The 17,382-nt window shown below is 63.0% G+C and carries 17 protein-coding genes; 11 read left to right on the forward strand and 6 right to left on the reverse strand.

The annotated features are described in order from the left end of the window. Positions 1-26 precede the first annotated feature (26 nt). Positions 27-467 carry a universal stress protein gene (locus tag TQ98_RS09365; RefSeq protein WP_044875062.1) on the reverse strand — a complete coding sequence of 147 codons (441 nt, stop codon included), beginning with the start codon at positions 465-467 and terminating at the stop codon, positions 27-29. 86 nt (positions 468-553) lie between these two features. Between TQ98_RS09365 and TQ98_RS09370 the strand changes: the two genes are divergently transcribed. Continuing rightward, positions 554-988: a hypothetical protein gene (locus TQ98_RS09370; protein ID WP_044875063.1), complete on the forward strand. Its 435-nt coding sequence runs from the start codon at positions 554-556 to the stop codon at positions 986-988. Between the two features lie 44 nt (positions 989-1,032). Here the strand turns inward: TQ98_RS09370 and TQ98_RS09375 are convergent, their stop codons facing one another. After that, positions 1,033-1,842, reverse strand: a complete 810-nt coding sequence (locus tag TQ98_RS09375; RefSeq protein WP_044875064.1) for a F0F1-type ATP synthase subunit beta — start codon at positions 1,840-1,842, stop codon at positions 1,033-1,035. Between the two features lie 473 nt (positions 1,843-2,315). Here TQ98_RS09375 and fadB point away from each other — a divergent pair, with 473 nt between their 5' ends. The 6 genes from fadB to TQ98_RS09405 all read left to right on the forward strand — a co-directional run bounded on the left by fadB (position 2,316) and on the right by TQ98_RS09405 (position 9,671). Further along, on the forward strand, positions 2,316-4,463 hold the full coding sequence (gene fadB, locus TQ98_RS09380; protein ID WP_044875065.1) for a fatty acid oxidation complex subunit alpha FadB: 2,148 nt from the start codon (positions 2,316-2,318) through the stop codon (positions 4,461-4,463). Between the two features lie 19 nt (positions 4,464-4,482). Then, positions 4,483-5,658, forward strand: a complete 1,176-nt coding sequence (gene fadA / locus TQ98_RS09385) for an acetyl-CoA C-acyltransferase FadA (RefSeq protein WP_044875066.1) — start codon at positions 4,483-4,485, stop codon at positions 5,656-5,658. A gap of 162 nt (positions 5,659-5,820) precedes the next feature. Beyond that, positions 5,821-6,057 carry a DUF1653 domain-containing protein gene (locus TQ98_RS09390; protein WP_177410166.1) on the forward strand — a complete coding sequence of 79 codons (237 nt, stop codon included), beginning with the start codon at positions 5,821-5,823 and terminating at the stop codon, positions 6,055-6,057. 117 nt (positions 6,058-6,174) lie between these two features. Next, on the forward strand, positions 6,175-8,781 hold the full coding sequence (topA, locus tag TQ98_RS09395; RefSeq protein WP_044875067.1) for a type I DNA topoisomerase: 2,607 nt from the start codon (positions 6,175-6,177) through the stop codon (positions 8,779-8,781). 66 nt (positions 8,782-8,847) lie between these two features. Then, positions 8,848-9,366, forward strand: coding sequence for a DUF6586 family protein (locus tag TQ98_RS09400; protein ID WP_044875068.1), 519 nt, complete (start codon positions 8,848-8,850; stop codon positions 9,364-9,366). Positions 9,367-9,437: 71 nt separating this feature from the next. Continuing rightward, complete coding sequence (locus tag TQ98_RS09405; RefSeq protein ID WP_044875069.1) at positions 9,438-9,671, forward strand: hypothetical protein; 234 nt, start codon at positions 9,438-9,440, stop codon at positions 9,669-9,671. A gap of 80 nt (positions 9,672-9,751) precedes the next feature. On the opposite strand, the gene sulA is transcribed toward TQ98_RS09405, so the two are convergent. Continuing rightward, a complete protein-coding gene (gene sulA, locus TQ98_RS09410; RefSeq protein ID WP_044875070.1) occupies positions 9,752-10,225 on the reverse strand; it encodes an SOS-induced cell division inhibitor SulA in 474 nt (157 codons plus the stop codon). Between the two features lie 10 nt (positions 10,226-10,235). Beyond that, the gene (gene lexA / locus TQ98_RS09415) at positions 10,236-10,847 is read right to left on the reverse strand and encodes a transcriptional repressor LexA (protein ID WP_044875071.1); all 612 of its coding nucleotides are present in this window, start codon (positions 10,845-10,847) and stop codon (positions 10,236-10,238) included. Between the two features lie 230 nt (positions 10,848-11,077). Here lexA and TQ98_RS09420 point away from each other — a divergent pair, with 230 nt between their 5' ends. Genes TQ98_RS09420 through TQ98_RS09435 form a run of 4 tightly spaced genes read left to right on the forward strand, consistent with a single transcriptional unit; the run spans position 11,078 to position 14,107 of the window. After that, complete coding sequence (locus TQ98_RS09420; RefSeq protein ID WP_044875072.1) at positions 11,078-11,785, forward strand: TetR/AcrR family transcriptional regulator; 708 nt, start codon at positions 11,078-11,080, stop codon at positions 11,783-11,785. Positions 11,786-11,827: 42 nt separating this feature from the next. Next, on the forward strand, positions 11,828-12,352 hold the full coding sequence (locus TQ98_RS09425; protein ID WP_044875073.1) for a L,D-transpeptidase: 525 nt from the start codon (positions 11,828-11,830) through the stop codon (positions 12,350-12,352). Positions 12,353-12,361: 9 nt separating this feature from the next. Next, a complete protein-coding gene (gene nagZ, locus TQ98_RS09430; protein ID WP_103102926.1) occupies positions 12,362-13,360 on the forward strand; it encodes a beta-N-acetylhexosaminidase in 999 nt (332 codons plus the stop codon). Between the two features lie 9 nt (positions 13,361-13,369). Then, on the forward strand, positions 13,370-14,107 hold the full coding sequence (locus TQ98_RS09435; RefSeq protein WP_044875076.1) for an S-methyl-5'-thioinosine phosphorylase: 738 nt from the start codon (positions 13,370-13,372) through the stop codon (positions 14,105-14,107). 100 nt (positions 14,108-14,207) lie between these two features. On the opposite strand, the gene TQ98_RS09440 is transcribed toward TQ98_RS09435, so the two are convergent. Both TQ98_RS09440 and TQ98_RS09445 read right to left on the reverse strand, forming a co-directional pair. Continuing rightward, positions 14,208-16,838, reverse strand: a complete 2,631-nt coding sequence (locus TQ98_RS09440) for a DEAD/DEAH box helicase (RefSeq protein ID WP_177410167.1) — start codon at positions 16,836-16,838, stop codon at positions 14,208-14,210. A gap of 6 nt (positions 16,839-16,844) precedes the next feature. After that, the gene (locus TQ98_RS09445) at positions 16,845-17,366 is read right to left on the reverse strand and encodes a CsiV family protein (RefSeq protein ID WP_044875077.1); all 522 of its coding nucleotides are present in this window, start codon (positions 17,364-17,366) and stop codon (positions 16,845-16,847) included. Positions 17,367-17,382: the final 16 nt, after the last annotated feature.

Raw genomic sequence — 17,382 nt, forward strand, 5'->3', positions numbered from 1 at the left:
AGCCCTCGCCCGCTGTTTTCCTCTATTTATTCAGTTTTTTTCAGACGTACTGCCAGCACGTCGCAAGGCGCGCCGTGCAAGACGTCGTTGGCGGTGGAGCCGAGCAGCAGGGCGAGGCCGTGGCGGCCATGGCTGCCGACCACGATCAGGTCGCAGCCCTGTTCCTCGGCGAGGCGGTGGATTTCCTGGCGTGGTTGGCCGTAGGCCAGGTGGCGCTGGTCGGCAGTCAGCTCGGAGTAGATGCCAGCGAAGGTCTGAAGCCGCTCGCGGGCCTGTTCGAATTGCTGCTGCTGAAGCATCGAGAGATCCATGGGCACGTCGCCGCCGAAGGCCATGGCCATCGGCTCGACAATGTGCACCAGCGAAAGCTTGGCATTGCTGGCCTGGGCCAGCGACTGGGCACGACGCACCACCGGATGGCATTCATCGGTCAGGTCGACAGCGACCAGTATGTGCTGGTAGGGCATGGGTGACTCCTCCTTAAGGCTACGCATGATCACAAGTATGGCTTTCCGAATCGTTTAACACAGGCTTTTGCGCAGGGATAACCCTTATGACCCTCTGGATCGTCCTCTTGCTTCTCCTGGCGGTACTCAGCCCCTTGGTCTGGCTGGTGCCGTCCAAGGGCCAGCGGGGGCGCATGGAGTTGCGCCTGGAAGCGCGGCGGATGGGGCTTGCCATGCAGCTGTCGCGCCAGGACTGGCCCCACTGGCTGGCGCAGGAGCCGCCGCATTCCTGTGCCCAGTATCACCGTCCCCGGCTTCGCGGGCGCGAGGCGTGGTGCTACTGGCAGAACGAGCCAGGCATCTGGCTGAACCAGTGGCGCGAACCTTGTGAAGACGAGGCTGTGCTGGCCCACCTGGCCGGGCTGCCGAAGGATGTCTACAAGGTGGAGGCGAGTTCGCAGATGATCGCCCTCTATTGGGGGGAGCGCGGCACGGTCGACGACCTGCAGCGTATCGCTGCGACGCTCAAGGCGCTGGCTTGAGGGGAGGGCGCGGCGGGTGTGCCGTCGCGCCGGGTGCTGTCGGTTCAGCTCTGGACGGCCGAATAGCGGGCGGAAACGTCTTCGAGGCCGTCAATGATGCGGTCTGAGTACTTGTTGATGAGGAACGGCACGCTCTTCTCGTTGTAGTTCTTCAGCGATTTCTCGATATAGCGCCACTTGGTGCTGATGCCATCCAGTGCCTGGCGGATCTCCGGCGTGTTCTGCGGGGCCTTTTCCAGGCTGGCCAGTTGGCTGGCGAATTCGCCGGCCAGTTCGTCGATGGCCTTGCTGCCATTGCTCCCCATGAAACTGCCGCCGATGGATGCGCTACGAGAGGCGTAGTCCACGGCGATGGTCTGCATCAGCAGGCTCTGGTCTCGGCTGCGCTGGGTCAGGGGTGGGACCTGGGCAGCGCCTTCCTGCTGGATCTTCGCGTATAGCTCGTTGGAGAGCTCCAGAAGGCGCTTGTTGCGCTCGGTCAGGTCCGCCACCGGTTGCAGGTCGGTGTAACCCTTCTGCTTGAGGGAGATGACCAGGCCGCTCAGTTCGCTGTGGTAGCTCTGCCATTCCTGCACCAACTGGGCGTGCAGGGCCTTGGAGGCTTCTCCGGGCATCTCGCCCAGTTCATTGAGGCGGGCGTCGGCCGTCTGCGTCGATTCATCGATCAGGCGAGCGTAGCGCTGGTCGCCTTCCATGCCGTTGTACATATAGAAGTCGCCAAGGCTGCGCTGGGCGGCGAGGCGCATCTGGTGGAGCTTGAGGAGGCTGTCCGCCGAGGGGGCGGGCGGGGTGCTGGCGAGCGTGGGAAGAGTGAGCAGGGTACCCAGCAGCATGGCAAGCAGGCGGCTCGACATTGGCGCTTCTCCGTGGGCCATTGGCCTTGATTGTTGTTGTTTTGGCGCCCGAGTCCTGACGGCTCGAGTGGCACGAATGTACCCGCGGAAAAGGCAATTTGCCAGCGGCCCTCCAGGGAATCATTTGAGTGCCAGTGGCGTTGGTGATGGGGTGCCATCGTCCCCGTGAATTTACGTGCATCTCCTTGTGCGGCGCGCTGTGAGGCCGGGCTCAGGGCGGTTTTTTCGTGGCCGGTCGGTCACGCTGCGAGATTGACAAGCGCGGACTTTTCCCTGAATCTCGCCTCACCCAAATCAAACGGGCGTATGAATCGAGCGTTTGTCTTGTATGACATTTCCAATCATACGGCCCGAATATCGTGTCGGCGGGTGTGCCCTACCGATCGGGACTATGCTCCGGCAGCGCCGGGGGCGAGTCCGCCGGTAGGCTCCGATGCGTACAGTCCAGTTTCCCAAACCGTGGAGATCAGTTGATGATTTACGAAGGTAAAGCCATCACGGTTAAGGCTCTTGAGGGCGGTATCGTCGAACTGAAATTCGACCTCAAGGGTGAGTCCGTCAATAAATTCAACCGTCTCACCCTCAACGAACTGCAGGAAGCAGTTGTAGCCATCAAGAACGATGCTTCGGTCAAGGGCGTAATCGTCAGCAGTGGCAAGGACGTCTTCATCGTCGGTGCCGATATCACTGAATTCGTCGACAACTTCCAGATGCCCGACGAAGAGCTGATGGCTGGCAACCTCGAAGCCAACAAGATCTTCAGTGCCTTCGAAGACCTCGAAGTCCCCACCGTTGCCGCGATCAACGGTATTGCTCTGGGTGGCGGCCTGGAAATGTGCCTGGCGGCTGACTACCGCGTGATGAGCACCACCGCCAAGATCGGCCTGCCGGAAGTCAAGCTGGGCATCTACCCGGGCTTCGGCGGCACTGTGCGCCTGCCGCGTCTGATCGGCGTGGACAACGCCATCGAGTGGATCGCCTCCGGCAAGGAGAACCGTGCCGAGGACGCCCTGAAGGTCGGCGCTGTTGACGCCGTGGTCGCTCCCGAACTGCTCCAGGCCGGTGCGCTGGACCTGGTCAAGCGCGCCATTTCCGGCGAGCTGGACTATAAGGCCAAGCGTCAGCCGAAGCTGGAAAAGCTCAAGCTGAACGCCATCGAGCAGATGATGGCCTTCGAAACCGCCAAAGGCTTCGTCGCTGGTCAGGCCGGCCCGAACTATCCGGCTCCGGTCGAAGCCATCAAGACCATCCAGAAAGCCTCCAACTTCGGCCGCGACAAGGCGCTGGAAGTGGAAGCCGCCGGCTTCGTCAAGCTGGCCAAGACTTCGGTTGCCACCAGCCTGATCGGTCTGTTCCTGAACGACCAGGAACTGAAGAAGAAGGCCAAGGACCACGACGAAATCGCCCGCGACGTGAAGCTGGCCGCTGTTCTGGGCGCCGGCATCATGGGTGGCGGCATCGCCTACCAGTCCGCCTCCAAGGGCACTCCGATCCTGATGAAGGATATCCGCGAAGAGGGTATCCAAATGGGCCTGAAAGAAGCTTCCAAGCTGCTTGGCAAGCGCGTCGAGAAGGGCCGGATGAAGCCCGAGAAGATGGCCGAGGCCCTGACTGCCATCCGCCCGACCATGTCCTACGGCGATTTCGGTCACGTCGACATCGTGGTCGAAGCCGTGGTCGAGAACCCGAAGGTCAAGCACGCCGTGCTGGCCGAAGTGGAAGGCCATGTTCGCGAAGACGCGATCATCGCTTCCAACACCTCCACCATCTCCATCAGCTACCTGGCCCAGGCCCTGAAGCGTCCGGAGAACTTCGTCGGCATGCACTTCTTCAACCCCGTGCACATGATGCCGCTGGTGGAAGTGATCCGTGGTGAGAAGTCCAGCGATGTGGCCGTGGCCACTACCGTCGCCTACGCCAAGAAGATGGGCAAGAACCCGATCGTGGTGAACGACTGCCCCGGCTTCCTGGTGAACCGCGTGCTGTTCCCGTACTTCGGCGGCTTCGCCAAGCTGCTGGAACTGGGTGTCGACTTCGTTCGCATCGACAAGGTCATGGAGAAGTTCGGCTGGCCCATGGGCCCGGCCTACCTGTCCGACGTGGTCGGCATCGACACCGGCCACCACGGCCGTGACGTGATGGCCGAAGGCTTCCCGGATCGCATGGCTGTCGAGGGCAAGACTGCCGTTGACGTGATGTACGAAGCCAATCGCCTGGGCCAGAAGAACGGCAAGGGCTTCTACGCCTACGAGATGGACAAGCGCGGCAAGCCGAAGAAGGTCTCCGACCCGGTCGCCTATGAAGTGCTGAAGCCGATCGTCAAGGAGCAGCGTGAGCTGACCGACGAGGACATCATCAACTTCATGATGATCCCGCTGTGCCTGGAAACCGTGCGCTGCCTGGAAGACGGCATCGTATCGACTGCTGCCGAGGCCGACATGGGCCTGATCTACGGCATCGGCTTCCCGCCCTTCCGCGGTGGTGCGCTGCGCTACATCGATAGCATCGGCGTGGCGGAGTTCGTTGCCATTGCCGACAAGTACGCCGACCTGGGCGCGCTGTACCACCCGACCGCCAAGCTTCGCGAAATGGCCAAGAACGGCCAGAAGTTTTTCGGCTAATTGAGCGAGAGTGAAGAATATGAGCCTGAATCCTAGAGATGCAGTCATTGTCGACTTCGGCCGCACCCCGATGGGTCGCTCCAAGGGTGGCATGCACCGCAACACCCGCGCCGAAGACATGTCGGCCCACCTGATCAGCAAGCTGCTGGAGCGCAACACCAAGGTCGACCCGGCGGAAGTCGAGGACGTGATCTGGGGCTGTGTGAACCAGACCCTGGAACAGGGCTGGAACATCGCGCGCATGGCGTCGCTGATGACCCAGATCCCCCACACCAGCGCCGGCCAGACCGTCAGCCGTCTGTGCGGTTCCTCCATGAGCGCCTTGCACACCGCCGTGCAGGCCATCCAGACCGGCAACGGCGACGTATTCGTGGTCGGTGGCGTGGAGCACATGGGCCACGTCGGCATGATGCACGGCGTTGATCCGAACCCGCACCTGTCCCTGTACGCCGCCAAGGCGTCCGGCATGATGGGCCTGACCGCCGAAATGCTGGGCAAGATGCACGGCATTACCCGTGAAGCCCAGGACCAGTTCGGTGTGCGTTCGCACCAGCTGGCGCACAAGGCCACCGTCGAAGGCAAGTTCAAGGATGAAATCATCCCGATGCAGGGCTACGACGAGAACGGTTTCCTGAAGGTGTTCGACTTCGACGAAACCATTCGTCCGGAAACCACCCTGGAAGGCCTGGCTTCCCTGAAGCCGGCGTTCAACCCGAAAGGCGGCACCGTGACCGCGGGCACGTCCTCGCAGATCACCGATGGCGCTTCCTGCATGATCGTGATGAGCGCCCAGCGTGCCCAGGACCTGGGCATTCAGCCGATGGCCGTGGTTCGCGCCATGGCGGTGGCCGGCGTCGACCCGGCGATCATGGGCTACGGTCCGGTTCCGTCCACCAAGAAGGCCCTCCAGCGTGCTGGCCTGACCATTGACGACATCGACTTCGTTGAGCTGAACGAAGCCTTCGCTGCCCAGGCCCTGCCGGTGCTGAAGGACCTCAAGCTTCTCGACAAGATGGAGCAGAAGGTCAACCTGCACGGCGGCGCCATCGCTCTGGGTCACCCGTTCGGCTGCTCCGGTGCCCGTATCTCCGGTACCCTGCTGAACGTGATGAAGCAGAACGGCGGTACCCTGGGCGTGTCCACCATGTGCGTGGGCCTTGGCCAGGGCATTACCACCATCTTCGAGCGCGTCTGAGCGTAAGACAGATGAGAAAACCGGGGCCCAGTGCCCCGGTTTTTGCTTTCATGTGGAGAACCATCGCAGGAAATTTCGTGCAAGGGCTGGCTTCGGGCTGATTCACACGGCACCATGCGCAACCTTTGCGGGATAGCCTGCATTCATCACTGTGAGGCAATCATGAGCCTGCAACCGGGTCTCTATCGTCACTACAAAGGTCAGCAATACCGGGTAATCGGTGTTGCGCGGCATTCCGAGACAGAGGAAGAACTGGTGGTCTACCAGGCCCTCTACGGCGAATACGGCCTCTGGGTGCGTCCGCTCAGCATGTTCACCGAGACTGTCCAGGTGGATGGCGAGCAGATCGCACGCTTCGCACTGATGAGCGCCGAGTCGAACCCCTTTCCGAAGCCCTGATCACCAGAGGGGCTGTCCGGGGCGCGCTTGACCGCGCTGCGCCGGCCACTATATATAGCGGTGCCGCGACAGGCGGCTCCCGCCTTTTACATTTTTTATTCAGGAACACACCGATCCATGGGCAAATCGCTGGTCATCGTGGAATCCCCGGCAAAGGCCAAGACCATCAACAAGTATCTGGGCAGCCAGTACGTGGTGAAGTCGAGCATCGGCCATATCCGTGACCTGCCTACCAGCGGTTCGGCCAGTACCAGCAAGGAGCCGGCCAAGCGCGGCAAGGCCGCTGCCGAGGCTCCGGCGCTGTCCGCGAAGGAAAAGGCCAAGCGTCAGCTGGTCGCGCGGATGGGCGTTGACCCCGAGCACGGCTGGAAGGCCAAGTACGAGATCCTGCCCGGCAAGGAAAAGGTGATCGACGAACTGCGCCGTCTGGCCAAGGATGCCGACACCATCTATCTCGCAACCGACTTGGACCGCGAAGGGGAGGCCATCGCCTGGCACCTGCGGGAATCCATCGGTGGCGATGATGATCGTTACAAGCGTGTGGTGTTCAACGAGATCACCAAGAAGGCCATTCAGGAGGCCTTCTCCCAGCCTGGCGAACTCGACATCAACCGCGTCAATGCCCAGCAGGCCCGCCGCTTCCTCGATCGGGTGGTGGGTTACATGGTTTCGCCGCTGCTCTGGCAGAAGATCGCCCGTGGCCTGTCTGCCGGCCGCGTGCAGTCGGTGGCGGTGAAGCTGGTGGTGGAGCGCGAACGCGAGATCCGTGCCTTCGTGCCGGAAGAGTACTGGGAAGTACACGCTGACCTCGGTACCGGCAAAGGCGCCAAGGTGCGCTTCGAAGTGGCCCGCGAGAATGGCGAGGCCTTCAAGCCGCTGAACGAAGCCCAGGCCATGGCGGCCCTGGAAAAGCTCAAGTCGTCCGCCTACACGGTGGCCAAGCGCGAGGACAAGCCCACTTCCAGCCGTCCTTCTGCACCCTTCATTACCTCTACCCTGCAGCAGGCAGCGAGCAACCGCCTGGGCTTCGGGGTGAAGAAGACCATGATGATGGCCCAGCGCCTCTACGAGGCCGGCTACATCACCTATATGCGTACCGACTCGACCAACCTCTCGGCTGACGCCATTGGCATGGTGCGCGGTTTCATCGAGGGCGAGTTCGGTCAGAAATACCTGCCGGCCAAGCCGAACGTCTATTCCAGCAAGGAAGGCGCCCAGGAGGCTCACGAGGCGATTCGCCCCTCCGACGTCAACCTGCGTCCCAACCAGTTGTCTGGCATGGAGCGTGACGCCGAGCGCCTGTATGACCTGATCTGGCGCCAGTTCGTGGCTTGCCAGATGCCGCCGGCTGAGTATCTGTCTACCAACGTCAGCGTCACCGCCGGCGCTTTCGAACTGCGTGCCAAGGGCCGCATCCTCAAGTTCGACGGCTACACCCGCGTGCTGCCGCAGCAAAGCAAGCCGGGCGAGGACGACGTCCTGCCGGAAATGAGCGAAGGCGAGCTGCTCAAGCTGCTGCAACTGGAGCCCAGCCAGCACTTCACCAAGCCCCCGGCACGCTACTCCGAAGCCAGCCTGGTCAAGGAGTTGGAAAAGCGCGGCATCGGTCGTCCGTCCACCTACGCGGCGATCATTTCCACCATTCAGGAACGTGGCTATGTCACCGTCCATAACCGTCGTTTCTACGCGGAGAAAATGGGCGATATCGTCACTGAGCGCCTGAATGAAAGCTTTGCCAACCTGATGGACTACGGCTTTACCGCCGGTATGGAAGAGCACCTGGACGATGTCGCCCAGGGCGAGCGTGACTGGAAGCACCTGCTGGACGAGTTCTACGGCGACTTCAAGAAGAAGCTGGAGTTGGCCGAAGGCACCGACAAGGGCATGCGTGCCAATCAGCCGACCCTGACCGACATTGCGTGCCGTGAATGTGGCCGGCCGATGATGATCCGCACCGCGTCCACCGGCGTGTTCCTGGGTTGCTCCGGCTACAGCCTGCCGCCGAAAGAACGCTGCAAGGCCACCATCAACCTGGTGCCGGGCGACGAAATCGCAGCGGATGATGAGGGTGAATCCGAATCCCGCGTGCTGCGCGGCAAGCATCGCTGCCCGATTTGCTCCACGGCGATGGATGCCTACCTGCTGGACGAGACTCGCAAGCTCCACATCTGTGGCAATAACCCGGATTGCTCGGGCTACGAGATCGAGCAGGGTCAGTACCGCATCAAGGGCTACGAAGGCCCGAGCCTGGAGTGCGACAAGTGTGGCAGCGAGATGCAGCTGAAAACCGGCCGCTTCGGCAAATTCTTCGGCTGCACCAACGCGAGCTGCAAGAACACCCGCAAACTGCTGAAGAGCGGTGAGGCGGCGCCGCCGAAGATCGACCCTATTCGCATGCCTGAACTCAAGTGCGAGAAGGTGGACGACATCTATGTCCTGCGCGACGGTGCTTCCGGCCTGTTCCTGGCTGCCAGCCAGTTCCCGAAGAACCGCGAGACCCGTGCTCCGCTGGTGCAGGAGCTGATCCCGCACAAGGACGAACTGGACGCCAAGTACCACTACCTCCTGGAGGCTCCGAAGAAGGATCCCGAAGGCCGTCCGGCCGTGATCCGCTTCAGCCGCAAGACCAAGGAGCAGTATGTGCAGACCGAAGTTGACGGTAAGCCCACCGGCTGGCGCGCCTTCTATGATGGCGGCAAGTGGAAGGTGGAAGACAAGCGCTGACCGACTGCTGCGCGCCCGGCCGCGGGCGCGCATATACTGGCCGAGTCACCTGTGGAGGGCGCCGTCATGGCCCATGAGCTTTATACCCGCACCAACCAGAAACTCTTCTTCGCCGGCTTGTCGCTGGAGTCCTGGCGCAAGGCTGAAGAGGGTAGGGCGATGAATGCCCAGGCGCTGGTGCAGTCTGAGCGTGAGTCATCGCTCTTCCACCTCTACGGCGCTTTGCTTGGTCTCTGCCACGAGATTGCCGGTTACTACCGCCTTCCCGAGGCCAATGCGCCGCGAGTCGAGCTGCTTCTGACTCCAGAAATGCTGGCTTCCGCCCCCAGCCCCGAGCTGGCGGAGCTGGTGGAGCTGGCTCAGCAGAGCGAAACCTGGTTGGCGGAACTGCTCGCCGCCTATCGAGCCCTGTTCCAGCCGCCGCAGGCGCCGAAGCAGGCCAAGGTGGATCCGACCTTGCCGCTGATCAGCGCGGTTAGCGTTGAAGAGGAGGAGGCTCCGCTGTCTCGCGAGACTCTGGAATCCTGGCGGCAGAATCTGAAATCCCTTGCGCTCCGATTCCGAGAAAGCCTCAGCGAATGCTGATGTGATCGACGGGCTAGGGCGTAGTGGCGGCGCGCTGTTACAATGGCCGCCTTTCGTGGAGATCTGAACCTATGCCTACGTCCTTTCTTGAAATAGTCGAGCTGCCTGACGGGCGCATCATCCTGCGCCGGGCTGAGGACGAGGAGGTGTTGGTGACGCTGGATTTCTCCTCCGACGCCAAGGCCTTCCTTCAAGGACATCACTTGGAAGTGGCCAAAGCCATGCTGAATGTTGGCGTTCAGATGGCCGGTCGTCTGGCCGAAGGCGAGATGGACCACAACGAAGGTCCACGCGTCCTGCATTGATGTCTGGAACCGAATCTTCCGCTGATTCGGTTACCGTCTGATGTCACAGGGCCCAGGTCGTTGACCTGTGCCTGTTCTCTTCAGCCCAGCAGAATGTTCAAGCTCTGAGCGCCGCCTAGGCGTGCCGCTTCGGCCAGCTGGCGCTTGGCTTTCTGCCCCAATTGAATCCAGCTGACCACGGTGTGGCTGCGGCCCAGGCGCAGGGCTTCGCAAGCCAGATCGAGGGCGCTTTGCTCTCCTCGGGGCTGCAGGAGCAGGATGCGCTCTCGGTTGAGTCCGGATTCGCGCAGCCAGTCCCGGGTCAGGCTGGCAGGAGCGCCGACCAGTGTCAGCCAGCGTGCATCCTGTTCTTCGCTCAGTTCCCGCAGCACCGATGCCAGAAGGTGTCGGCAGTGTCCGCTGGCACCGCGTAGCGAGAGCTCGCTGAATGCTTCCGGCTCTTCCGGGGTGGGTTCTTCCACGATGTCGGTCAACATCGGCACGACAGGGTTGGCCAGGATGGCGTCGTGGAACAGCGGCAGCTGGGACCGACCGAGAGACTGCGGGAACTGCATAAGGCCTCCTTTAGCGGCGGATTACGCCGACACTCAAACCTTCGATCACCAGATCCTGTTCATCCAGGTTCACTTCGATGGGGGCGAATTCGGGGTTTTCGGCGATCAGCCAGACCTTGTCACCCTCGCGCTTGAAGCGCTTGACGGTGACGTCGTCGCCCAATCGCGCCACCACCACCTGGCCATTGCGAACCTCGCGGGTGCTGTGCACAGCGAGTAGGTCGCCGTCATAGATGCCAATGTCCTTCATGGACATGCCGCGAACACGCAGTAGGTAGTCGGCGCGAGGATGGAAAAAGTCGGGGTTGATGCGGCAGGATTCCTCGATGTTCTGCTGGGCGAGGATTGGCGCGCCGGCGGCGACCCGGCCGATCACCGGCAGGCCGTCGTCTTCATTGTTGCCGGGTTCGAAGCCGGGGATGCGGATGCCGCGGGAAGCGCCCGGGGTCATCTCGATCGCACCCTTGCGTGCCAGGGCCTTGAGATGCTCCTCGGCGGCGTTAGGGGACTTGAAGCCGAGTTCCTGGGCGATTTCCGCACGAGTGGGGGGAAAGCCGTTGTCTTCAAGGCAGCGCTTGATGAATGCGAGAATCTCGGCTTGGCGGGGCGTCAGTTTCAGCATGGCGGCGCTCTGTCTTTTTATACAGTGACTGGAATTATATACAGTGATCCGGTCTTGGCAATGCTTCTTTTCGTGGCGACAGGGTGCGGGAGTGTGGCGGTCGGAATTACCGTCTGGTGGTCCTGGTGTCGGGGATGATGACTGCCGCGTCAGATAATGGTGTGTACGGCTTGACAAGCTGACGGCCTGAAACGTATGTTTCAAACAAGTGTTTGTCAGGCGGAGGAGCCATGGCCCAGTCGGAAACCGTTGAGCGCATTCTGGATGCTGCGGAACAGCTGTTCGCGGAAAAAGGCTTCGCCGAGACTTCGTTGCGCCTGATCACCAGCAAGGCCGGGGTCAACCTGGCGGCGGTGAACTATCACTTCGGCTCGAAGAAGGCGCTGATCCAGGCGGTCTTCTCACGTTTCCTCGGTCCGTTCTGCCAGAGTCTGGAGCGTGAACTGGATCGCCGCCAGGCCAAGGCCGAGAGCAAGGCCAGCCTCGAAGAGCTGCTGGAAATGCTCGTCGAACAGGCGCTGGCGGTAAAGCCTCGCAGCGGAAATGACCTCTCCATCTTTATGCGCCTGCTCGGACTTGCATTCAGTCAGAGCCAGGGCCATCTGCGCAAGTACCTTGAAGAGGTTTACGGGAAAGTCTTCCGTCGGTACATGCTGCTGGTGAACGACTCCGCCCCCAAAGTGCCGCCGCTGGAGCTGTTCTGGCGGGTGCACTTCATGCTCGGTGCGGCGGCATTCAGCATGTCCGGCATCAAGGCATTGCGCGCCATGGCCGAGAACGACTTTGGCGTGAACACCTCGATCGAGCAGGTGATGCGGTTGATGGTGCCGTTCCTCGCAGCGGGCATGCGCGCCGAAACCGGCGTGACGGACGAAGCGTTGGCCGGCGCTGTGCTGAAGCCGCGCAACAAGGCCCCGGCCGCTCCGGCCAAGGCGTAAAACGATGGGCGCAAGCGAGCTGATCGGCTAAGCTTGCGGCCCATGCAAAACCTCGATCTCCTGCATATCTCCATCGCTGACCAGCAGCTCTACGGCTTCGCCGAGGGGCGGTTGGTGCTGCGCATGCTCGTGTCCACGGCCCTTAACGGCCCGGGCGAAACCAACGGCTCCAATTGCACCCCTCGAGGCCTGCATCAGGTTCGTGCGCGCATTGGTTCCGGGCTGCCCATGGGCGCGGTGCTGCGTGGCCGTCGTTGGACGGGCGAAGTCTGGAGTGCCGAGCTGCATGAGCGCTTTCCCGGGCGGGACTGGATCCTCAGCCGCATCCTCTGGCTGAGCGGTTGCGAGCCCGGCCGAAATCGCCTCGGCACGGTGGACAGCTTCCGTCGCTACATCTACCTGCACGGCACACCGGATACCGAGCCCATGGGCGTTCCCCGTTCCCACGGTTGCATTCGTCTGCGCAATGCCGATGTGCTGGAACTCTTCGACCGGGTGCCCGTCCATTGTGCGGTGCGCATAGACGAAGCGCCGTGCCCGGACTGGGCGTCGGCAAAACTCTCCTAAGGATTTTTCATGCAAGGTTCCCTGATGCTGGATATCGGTGGCGCCTGGTTGACCGCCGAGGATCGGCAGATCCTCCGTCAGCCTGAAGTCGCCGGCCTGATCATCTTTGCTCGCAATATCGAGAGTCCGCGCCAGGTGCGCGAACTCTGCGCCTCCATTCGTGCGGTGCGCCCCGACCTGATCCTGGCGGTCGACCAGGAAGGTGGCCGCGTGCAGCGTCTGCGCCAGGGTTTCCTGCGCCTGCCGGCCATGCGTGCGTTGGCGGATAACGACAACGCCGAGCAACTGGCCGAGCAGTGCGGCTGGTTGATGGCGACCGAAGTTCTCGCAGTCGGCCTGGATATCAGCTTCGCCCCGGTGCTGGACCTGGACCACCAGCGCAGTGCCGTGGTTGGCAGTCGAGCCTTCGAGGGCGACCCGCAGCGCGCGGCGCGTCTCGCCGGCGCCTTCATACGTGGCTTGCGCGCTGCGGGCATGGCGGCTACTGGCAAGCACTTTCCCGGCCACGGCTGGGCGGAAGCGGATTCCCATGTGGCCATCCCCACCGACGAGCGCAGTCTCGAGCAAATCCGCCAGAGCGATCTGGTTCCGTTTGCTCGCCTGGCTTCGGAACTGGACGGCATGATGCCCGCCCACGTCATCTACCCGCAGGTGGACGCCCAGCCGGCAGGCTTCTCCCGGCGCTGGCTGCAGGACATCCTGCGCGGCGAACTGAACTTCTCCGGGGTCATTTTCAGCGATGACCTGTCCATGGCGGGCGCCCACGTCGTGGGGGACGCCGCAGAGCGCATCGAGGCGGCGCTCACCGCTGGCTGTGACATGGGCCTGGTGTGCAACGACCGCGCCGCTGCCGAACTGGCCCTGTCGCGTCTACAGCGAATGGGCGTCACGCCGCCGGCCAGCCTGGCTCGGATGCGCCGCCGCGCCTTCCCCGGCACCGAGTACCGTCAGGACCCCCGTTGGCTGCAGGCTGTTTCAGCCCTGCGCGAAGCACAGTTGATCGATTGAGGAACCGAAATGACCGTCTACGCCATCATCGGTGGTACAGGCCTGACCCAGCTCGAAGGCCTGAGCATGAAAGCCCTGCTCAACCCTGACACGCCTTATGGCGCACCTTCGGCTGGCATCGTGCACGGCGAGTACGCCGGCCACGACGTCTTGTTCCTCGCTCGCCACGGTCACCCGCACCGGATTCCTCCGCACCAGGTGAACTACCGCGCCAACCTCTGGGCCCTCAAGCATGCCGGCGCCCAGGCAGTGATCGCCGTGAATGCGGTGGGCGGCATCCATCCGGCCATGGGCAGCGGCCATCTGGTGGTTCCGCATCAGGTGATCGACTACACCCATGGCCGCATCGGTACCTTCTTCGAAGGCGATCTGGACCATGTCACCCACATCGATTTCAGCCACCCGTACGATGAGGGTCTGCGTACGAGCCTGCTGGCGGCACTGAACGCCTGCGACTACCCCCACAGCGACTTCGGCGTCTATGGCTGCACCCAGGGCCCGCGCCTGGAGACTGTGGCCGAGATCGTTCGCCTGGAGCGCGATGGCTGCGATATCGTCGGCATGACCGGCATGCCCGAGGCCGCCCTGGCTCGTGAACTGGGCCTGCCCTATGCGTGCCTGTCGCTGGTGGTGAACCCCGCTGCCGGCAAGTCCGAAGGCATCATCACCATGGCTGAGATCGAGGCCGCGCTGGCCGAGGGCATCGACAAGGTACGCAATGTCCTGGCCCATGTACTGAAGGCCTGAGATCAGCTGCGCCGCCGACGGGTGTCATGTCTCTGATACCCGTCGGCAGTTCTGCTTTCTCGAATGATTTTGCACGGGGAGAGACAGCTTGGGTCGCCCATCAGGCGAAGCGGGGCAGGGGTGCGAAAAGGGCGTCGATATCCTCTTCCTGCAAACGCCAGTCTTCCTTCTCCCTTCCGTCCAGAACGCCCTGCGCCAGTGCTGCCTTATGTGCTTGCAGCTGCTGGATCTTCTCTTCCACCGTTCCCCGTGAAATCAACCGGTAGACGAACACCGGCTTATCCTGGCCGATGCGATAGGCACGGTCGGTAGCCTGGCGCTCAACGGCCGGGTTCCACCAGGGGTCATAGTGGATCACGGTGTCGGCGGCGGTCAGGTTCAGGCCGGTGCCACCGGCCTTGAGGCTGATGAGGAAGAGCGGCACCTCGCCGGCCTGGAAGCGCTGCACCGGCGTGCGCCGGTCGCGGGTTTCGCCGGTGATCTGCACGTAGTCAATAGCGCGCTTGCGCAGTTCGTCCTCGATCAGCGCCAGCATGCTGGTGAACTGGGAGAACAGCAGCACTTTGCGGCCTTCAGCGATCAACTCTTCGAGCATCTCCATCAGGCTGTCCAGCTTGCCGGAGCTGCTGCCGCGCGAGCGCGTGCCGATCTCTTCGATCAGGCGGGTATCGCAGCAGACCTGGCGCAGCTTCAGCAGCGCTTCGAGGATGACAATCTGGCTGCGGGCCAGGCCCTTGCGGTCGATTTCGTCCCGCACCTTGGTGTCCATGGCCAGGCGTACCGTCTCATAGAGGTCGCGCTGGCGGTCGCTGAGTTCGACCCATTGGGTGATCTCGCTCTTGGCCGGCAATTCGGTCGCTACCGCCTCCTTGCTGCGGCGCAGCAGGAAGGGTTTGAGGCGCGCGTTGAGGTGGGCCAGACGGGTGGCGTCGCCGTGTTTCTCGATGGGGTTGCGGTAATTGCGCAGGAAGCTCTGGCTGTCCCCGAGCCAGCCGGGCATCAGGAAATGGAACAGCGACCAGAGCTCGCCAAGGTGGTTTTCCAGCGGCGTGCCGGTCAGGCAGATCCGCTGCCGCGACTCCAGCTGGCGAACGGCTTGTGCCGCCTTGCTGGACGGGTTCTTGATGTATTGCGCCTCGTCGAGGATCAGCAGGTGCAGCGGCAGGTCCGCGAAGTGCTCCAGGTCCCGGGGGAGCAGGGCGTAGGTGGTCAGCAACAGGTCATGCCCGTGCATCTGCTCGAATGCCTTCTTCCGGCCCGGGCCATGCAGCGCAAGGACGCGGAGATCCGGAGCGAAGCGCGCCGCTTCGTCGAGCCAGTTGGGAATCAGGCTGGTGGGCATTACCACCAGGGCTGGGCGGTCCAGGCGTCCGGCTTCCTTTTCCAGCAGCAGGTGCGCCAGGGTCTGCAGGGTTTTGCCCAGGCCCATGTCGTCGCCGAGAATGCCGCCGGCGCCTACCTCGCGAAGCGTTTGCAGCCAGGTCAGGCCTTCCAGCTGGTAATGGCGCAGTTCGGCATTCAGACCCTTTGGCGGGCTGCTGGTGGCCTTGCCTCCCTCGTGCAGCTTGCGCGCCAGATCGCGTACGTCATCGCCGCCCTGCCAATGCAGGTCGAGGGCTTCCAGCTGCCGCAGGTGTGCTGCATCGGGGCGGGCCAGGCGCAGTGCGGGCGTCGGGTCCTGGTCGCGGTGGTACAGGTGACCCAGGGTGGCCAGTACGGGTTTCAGCCGTGAGAAGGGCAGCATCACCTGCAGGGGGCGGCCATCGGTGGCGCGGGTGGCGTCCAGTTGCAGGCGCAGCTGTTCGTCGTCCTTGCGTCGTTGCAGGTTCTGCGGGTCCAGCAGTTCGGGATTGCGCTGGATCAGGCGCAGGAGCACCGGCAGCAGGCTGATGCGGCGGCCTTCGACGACGATGCCCAACTCCAGGTCGAACCACTCGCGGCCAGGCGCTTCGTCCACTTCCGCGTACCAGCCTTCCACCTGCGTGAGGTCGAATTGAAAACCGGGGCGAATATCGACCTGCCAGCCCTGTTCCCGAAGGGCCGGCAGTTGTTGCCTCATGAAGTGGAGCCACTGTTCATCGCTGGACAGTTCGAACATTTCCGCGCTGTTGGCGGGTAGGGCCAGGCTTTGCCGCAGGGCTTCCTTGAAGCCCAGTTGGCGCAGGCTGTCGCGCCAGGCCTGTTCGGCCTTCGGGTTGCGGGCGATGGAGAGTCGTTCGCCGTTGGTGCGGTGGTGCAGCCGCTCCGGTCTGGCCGGTTTGCCGTGCGTGTGTGCGCCGCCGTAGTCGAAGACCAGGCCGGCGCGATGCTGCTGGCTGCCCACCATGCGCCCGCTGCGCAGGTCGTACTGGCTCTGGGCGTGGCTGCCAAGGATCAGGTGCGGCGTTGGCAACAGGTCGTCCACCAGCTTTTCGCTGGGCGGCGGCGGAGGCTGCCAGCCGGAGGCGGGTTGTGCCAGGAGAAGGGCGATGGCCGCGACGCAGTGCTTGCAGTTGTAACCCACCGGGCAGCTGCAATTGCCCACGACGCCCAGCCCCTGGGGGGCGAGGCGAATGCGCTGGGTGTAGAAGTGGCCCTCGGAGCCTTCGCAACGGGTCTCGATGGACTTGTCACTCAGGCTGAGCAGGCGGACTCGATCTTCCGTTGCGTACTGGAGACCGCGGGACAGCGCGCCCGGATCGAAGTCCAGGCGCCAGTCCATTTCTCTCAGTTGGTCGAGCAGGGCACTCATGGCGCCTTAGAGCGGGCTGATGCGGATCAGGATGCCGAGGTTGCCGTGGTCGAGGTAGGTGAGCTCGCCGTTCTTCAGGCGAGTGCCCTGGCGCAGGCGTTCGCTGCTGCTGATCAGGCCGCTGCCGTCGAACTGGTTGATCCAGAAGTCGGCCTGGGCGTCGACGCTGCGGTCGAGGGTGAGTGCCAGGGTGCCTTCCACCGGATAGTGGCCAAGCTGCTGGTTGCCGGATGTGACCGAGACCTTGTTCGGGGTAGCGGAGAGGTTCTGGGACCAGGCCTTGTGCAGCAGCACCTCATAGCCGGCGTTGGGGTTGAGTTTGGCCGCTTCGCCATCAAGCGCAGTGCCACGCTCGCTGCCGGCGATGGACTGGCTGCCCGCAGCCCAGTCGTCCGGGGCCGGCTGGCTGGCCGGGATGGGATCGCCGGACTGGCGGAAGATGATCATCTCCACCGAATAGAGGCCGTCGGCGAAGGCTGCCGGGGCCAGCAGGGCGAGCAGCAGGGCGAAGTTACGGATGGCACGCATGGGTTGGTCCTTATAG

This window comes from Pseudomonas sp. LFM046 (genome assembly GCF_000949385.2).
In the GTDB taxonomy this organism is placed as follows: Bacteria; Pseudomonadota; Gammaproteobacteria; order Pseudomonadales; family Pseudomonadaceae; genus Metapseudomonas.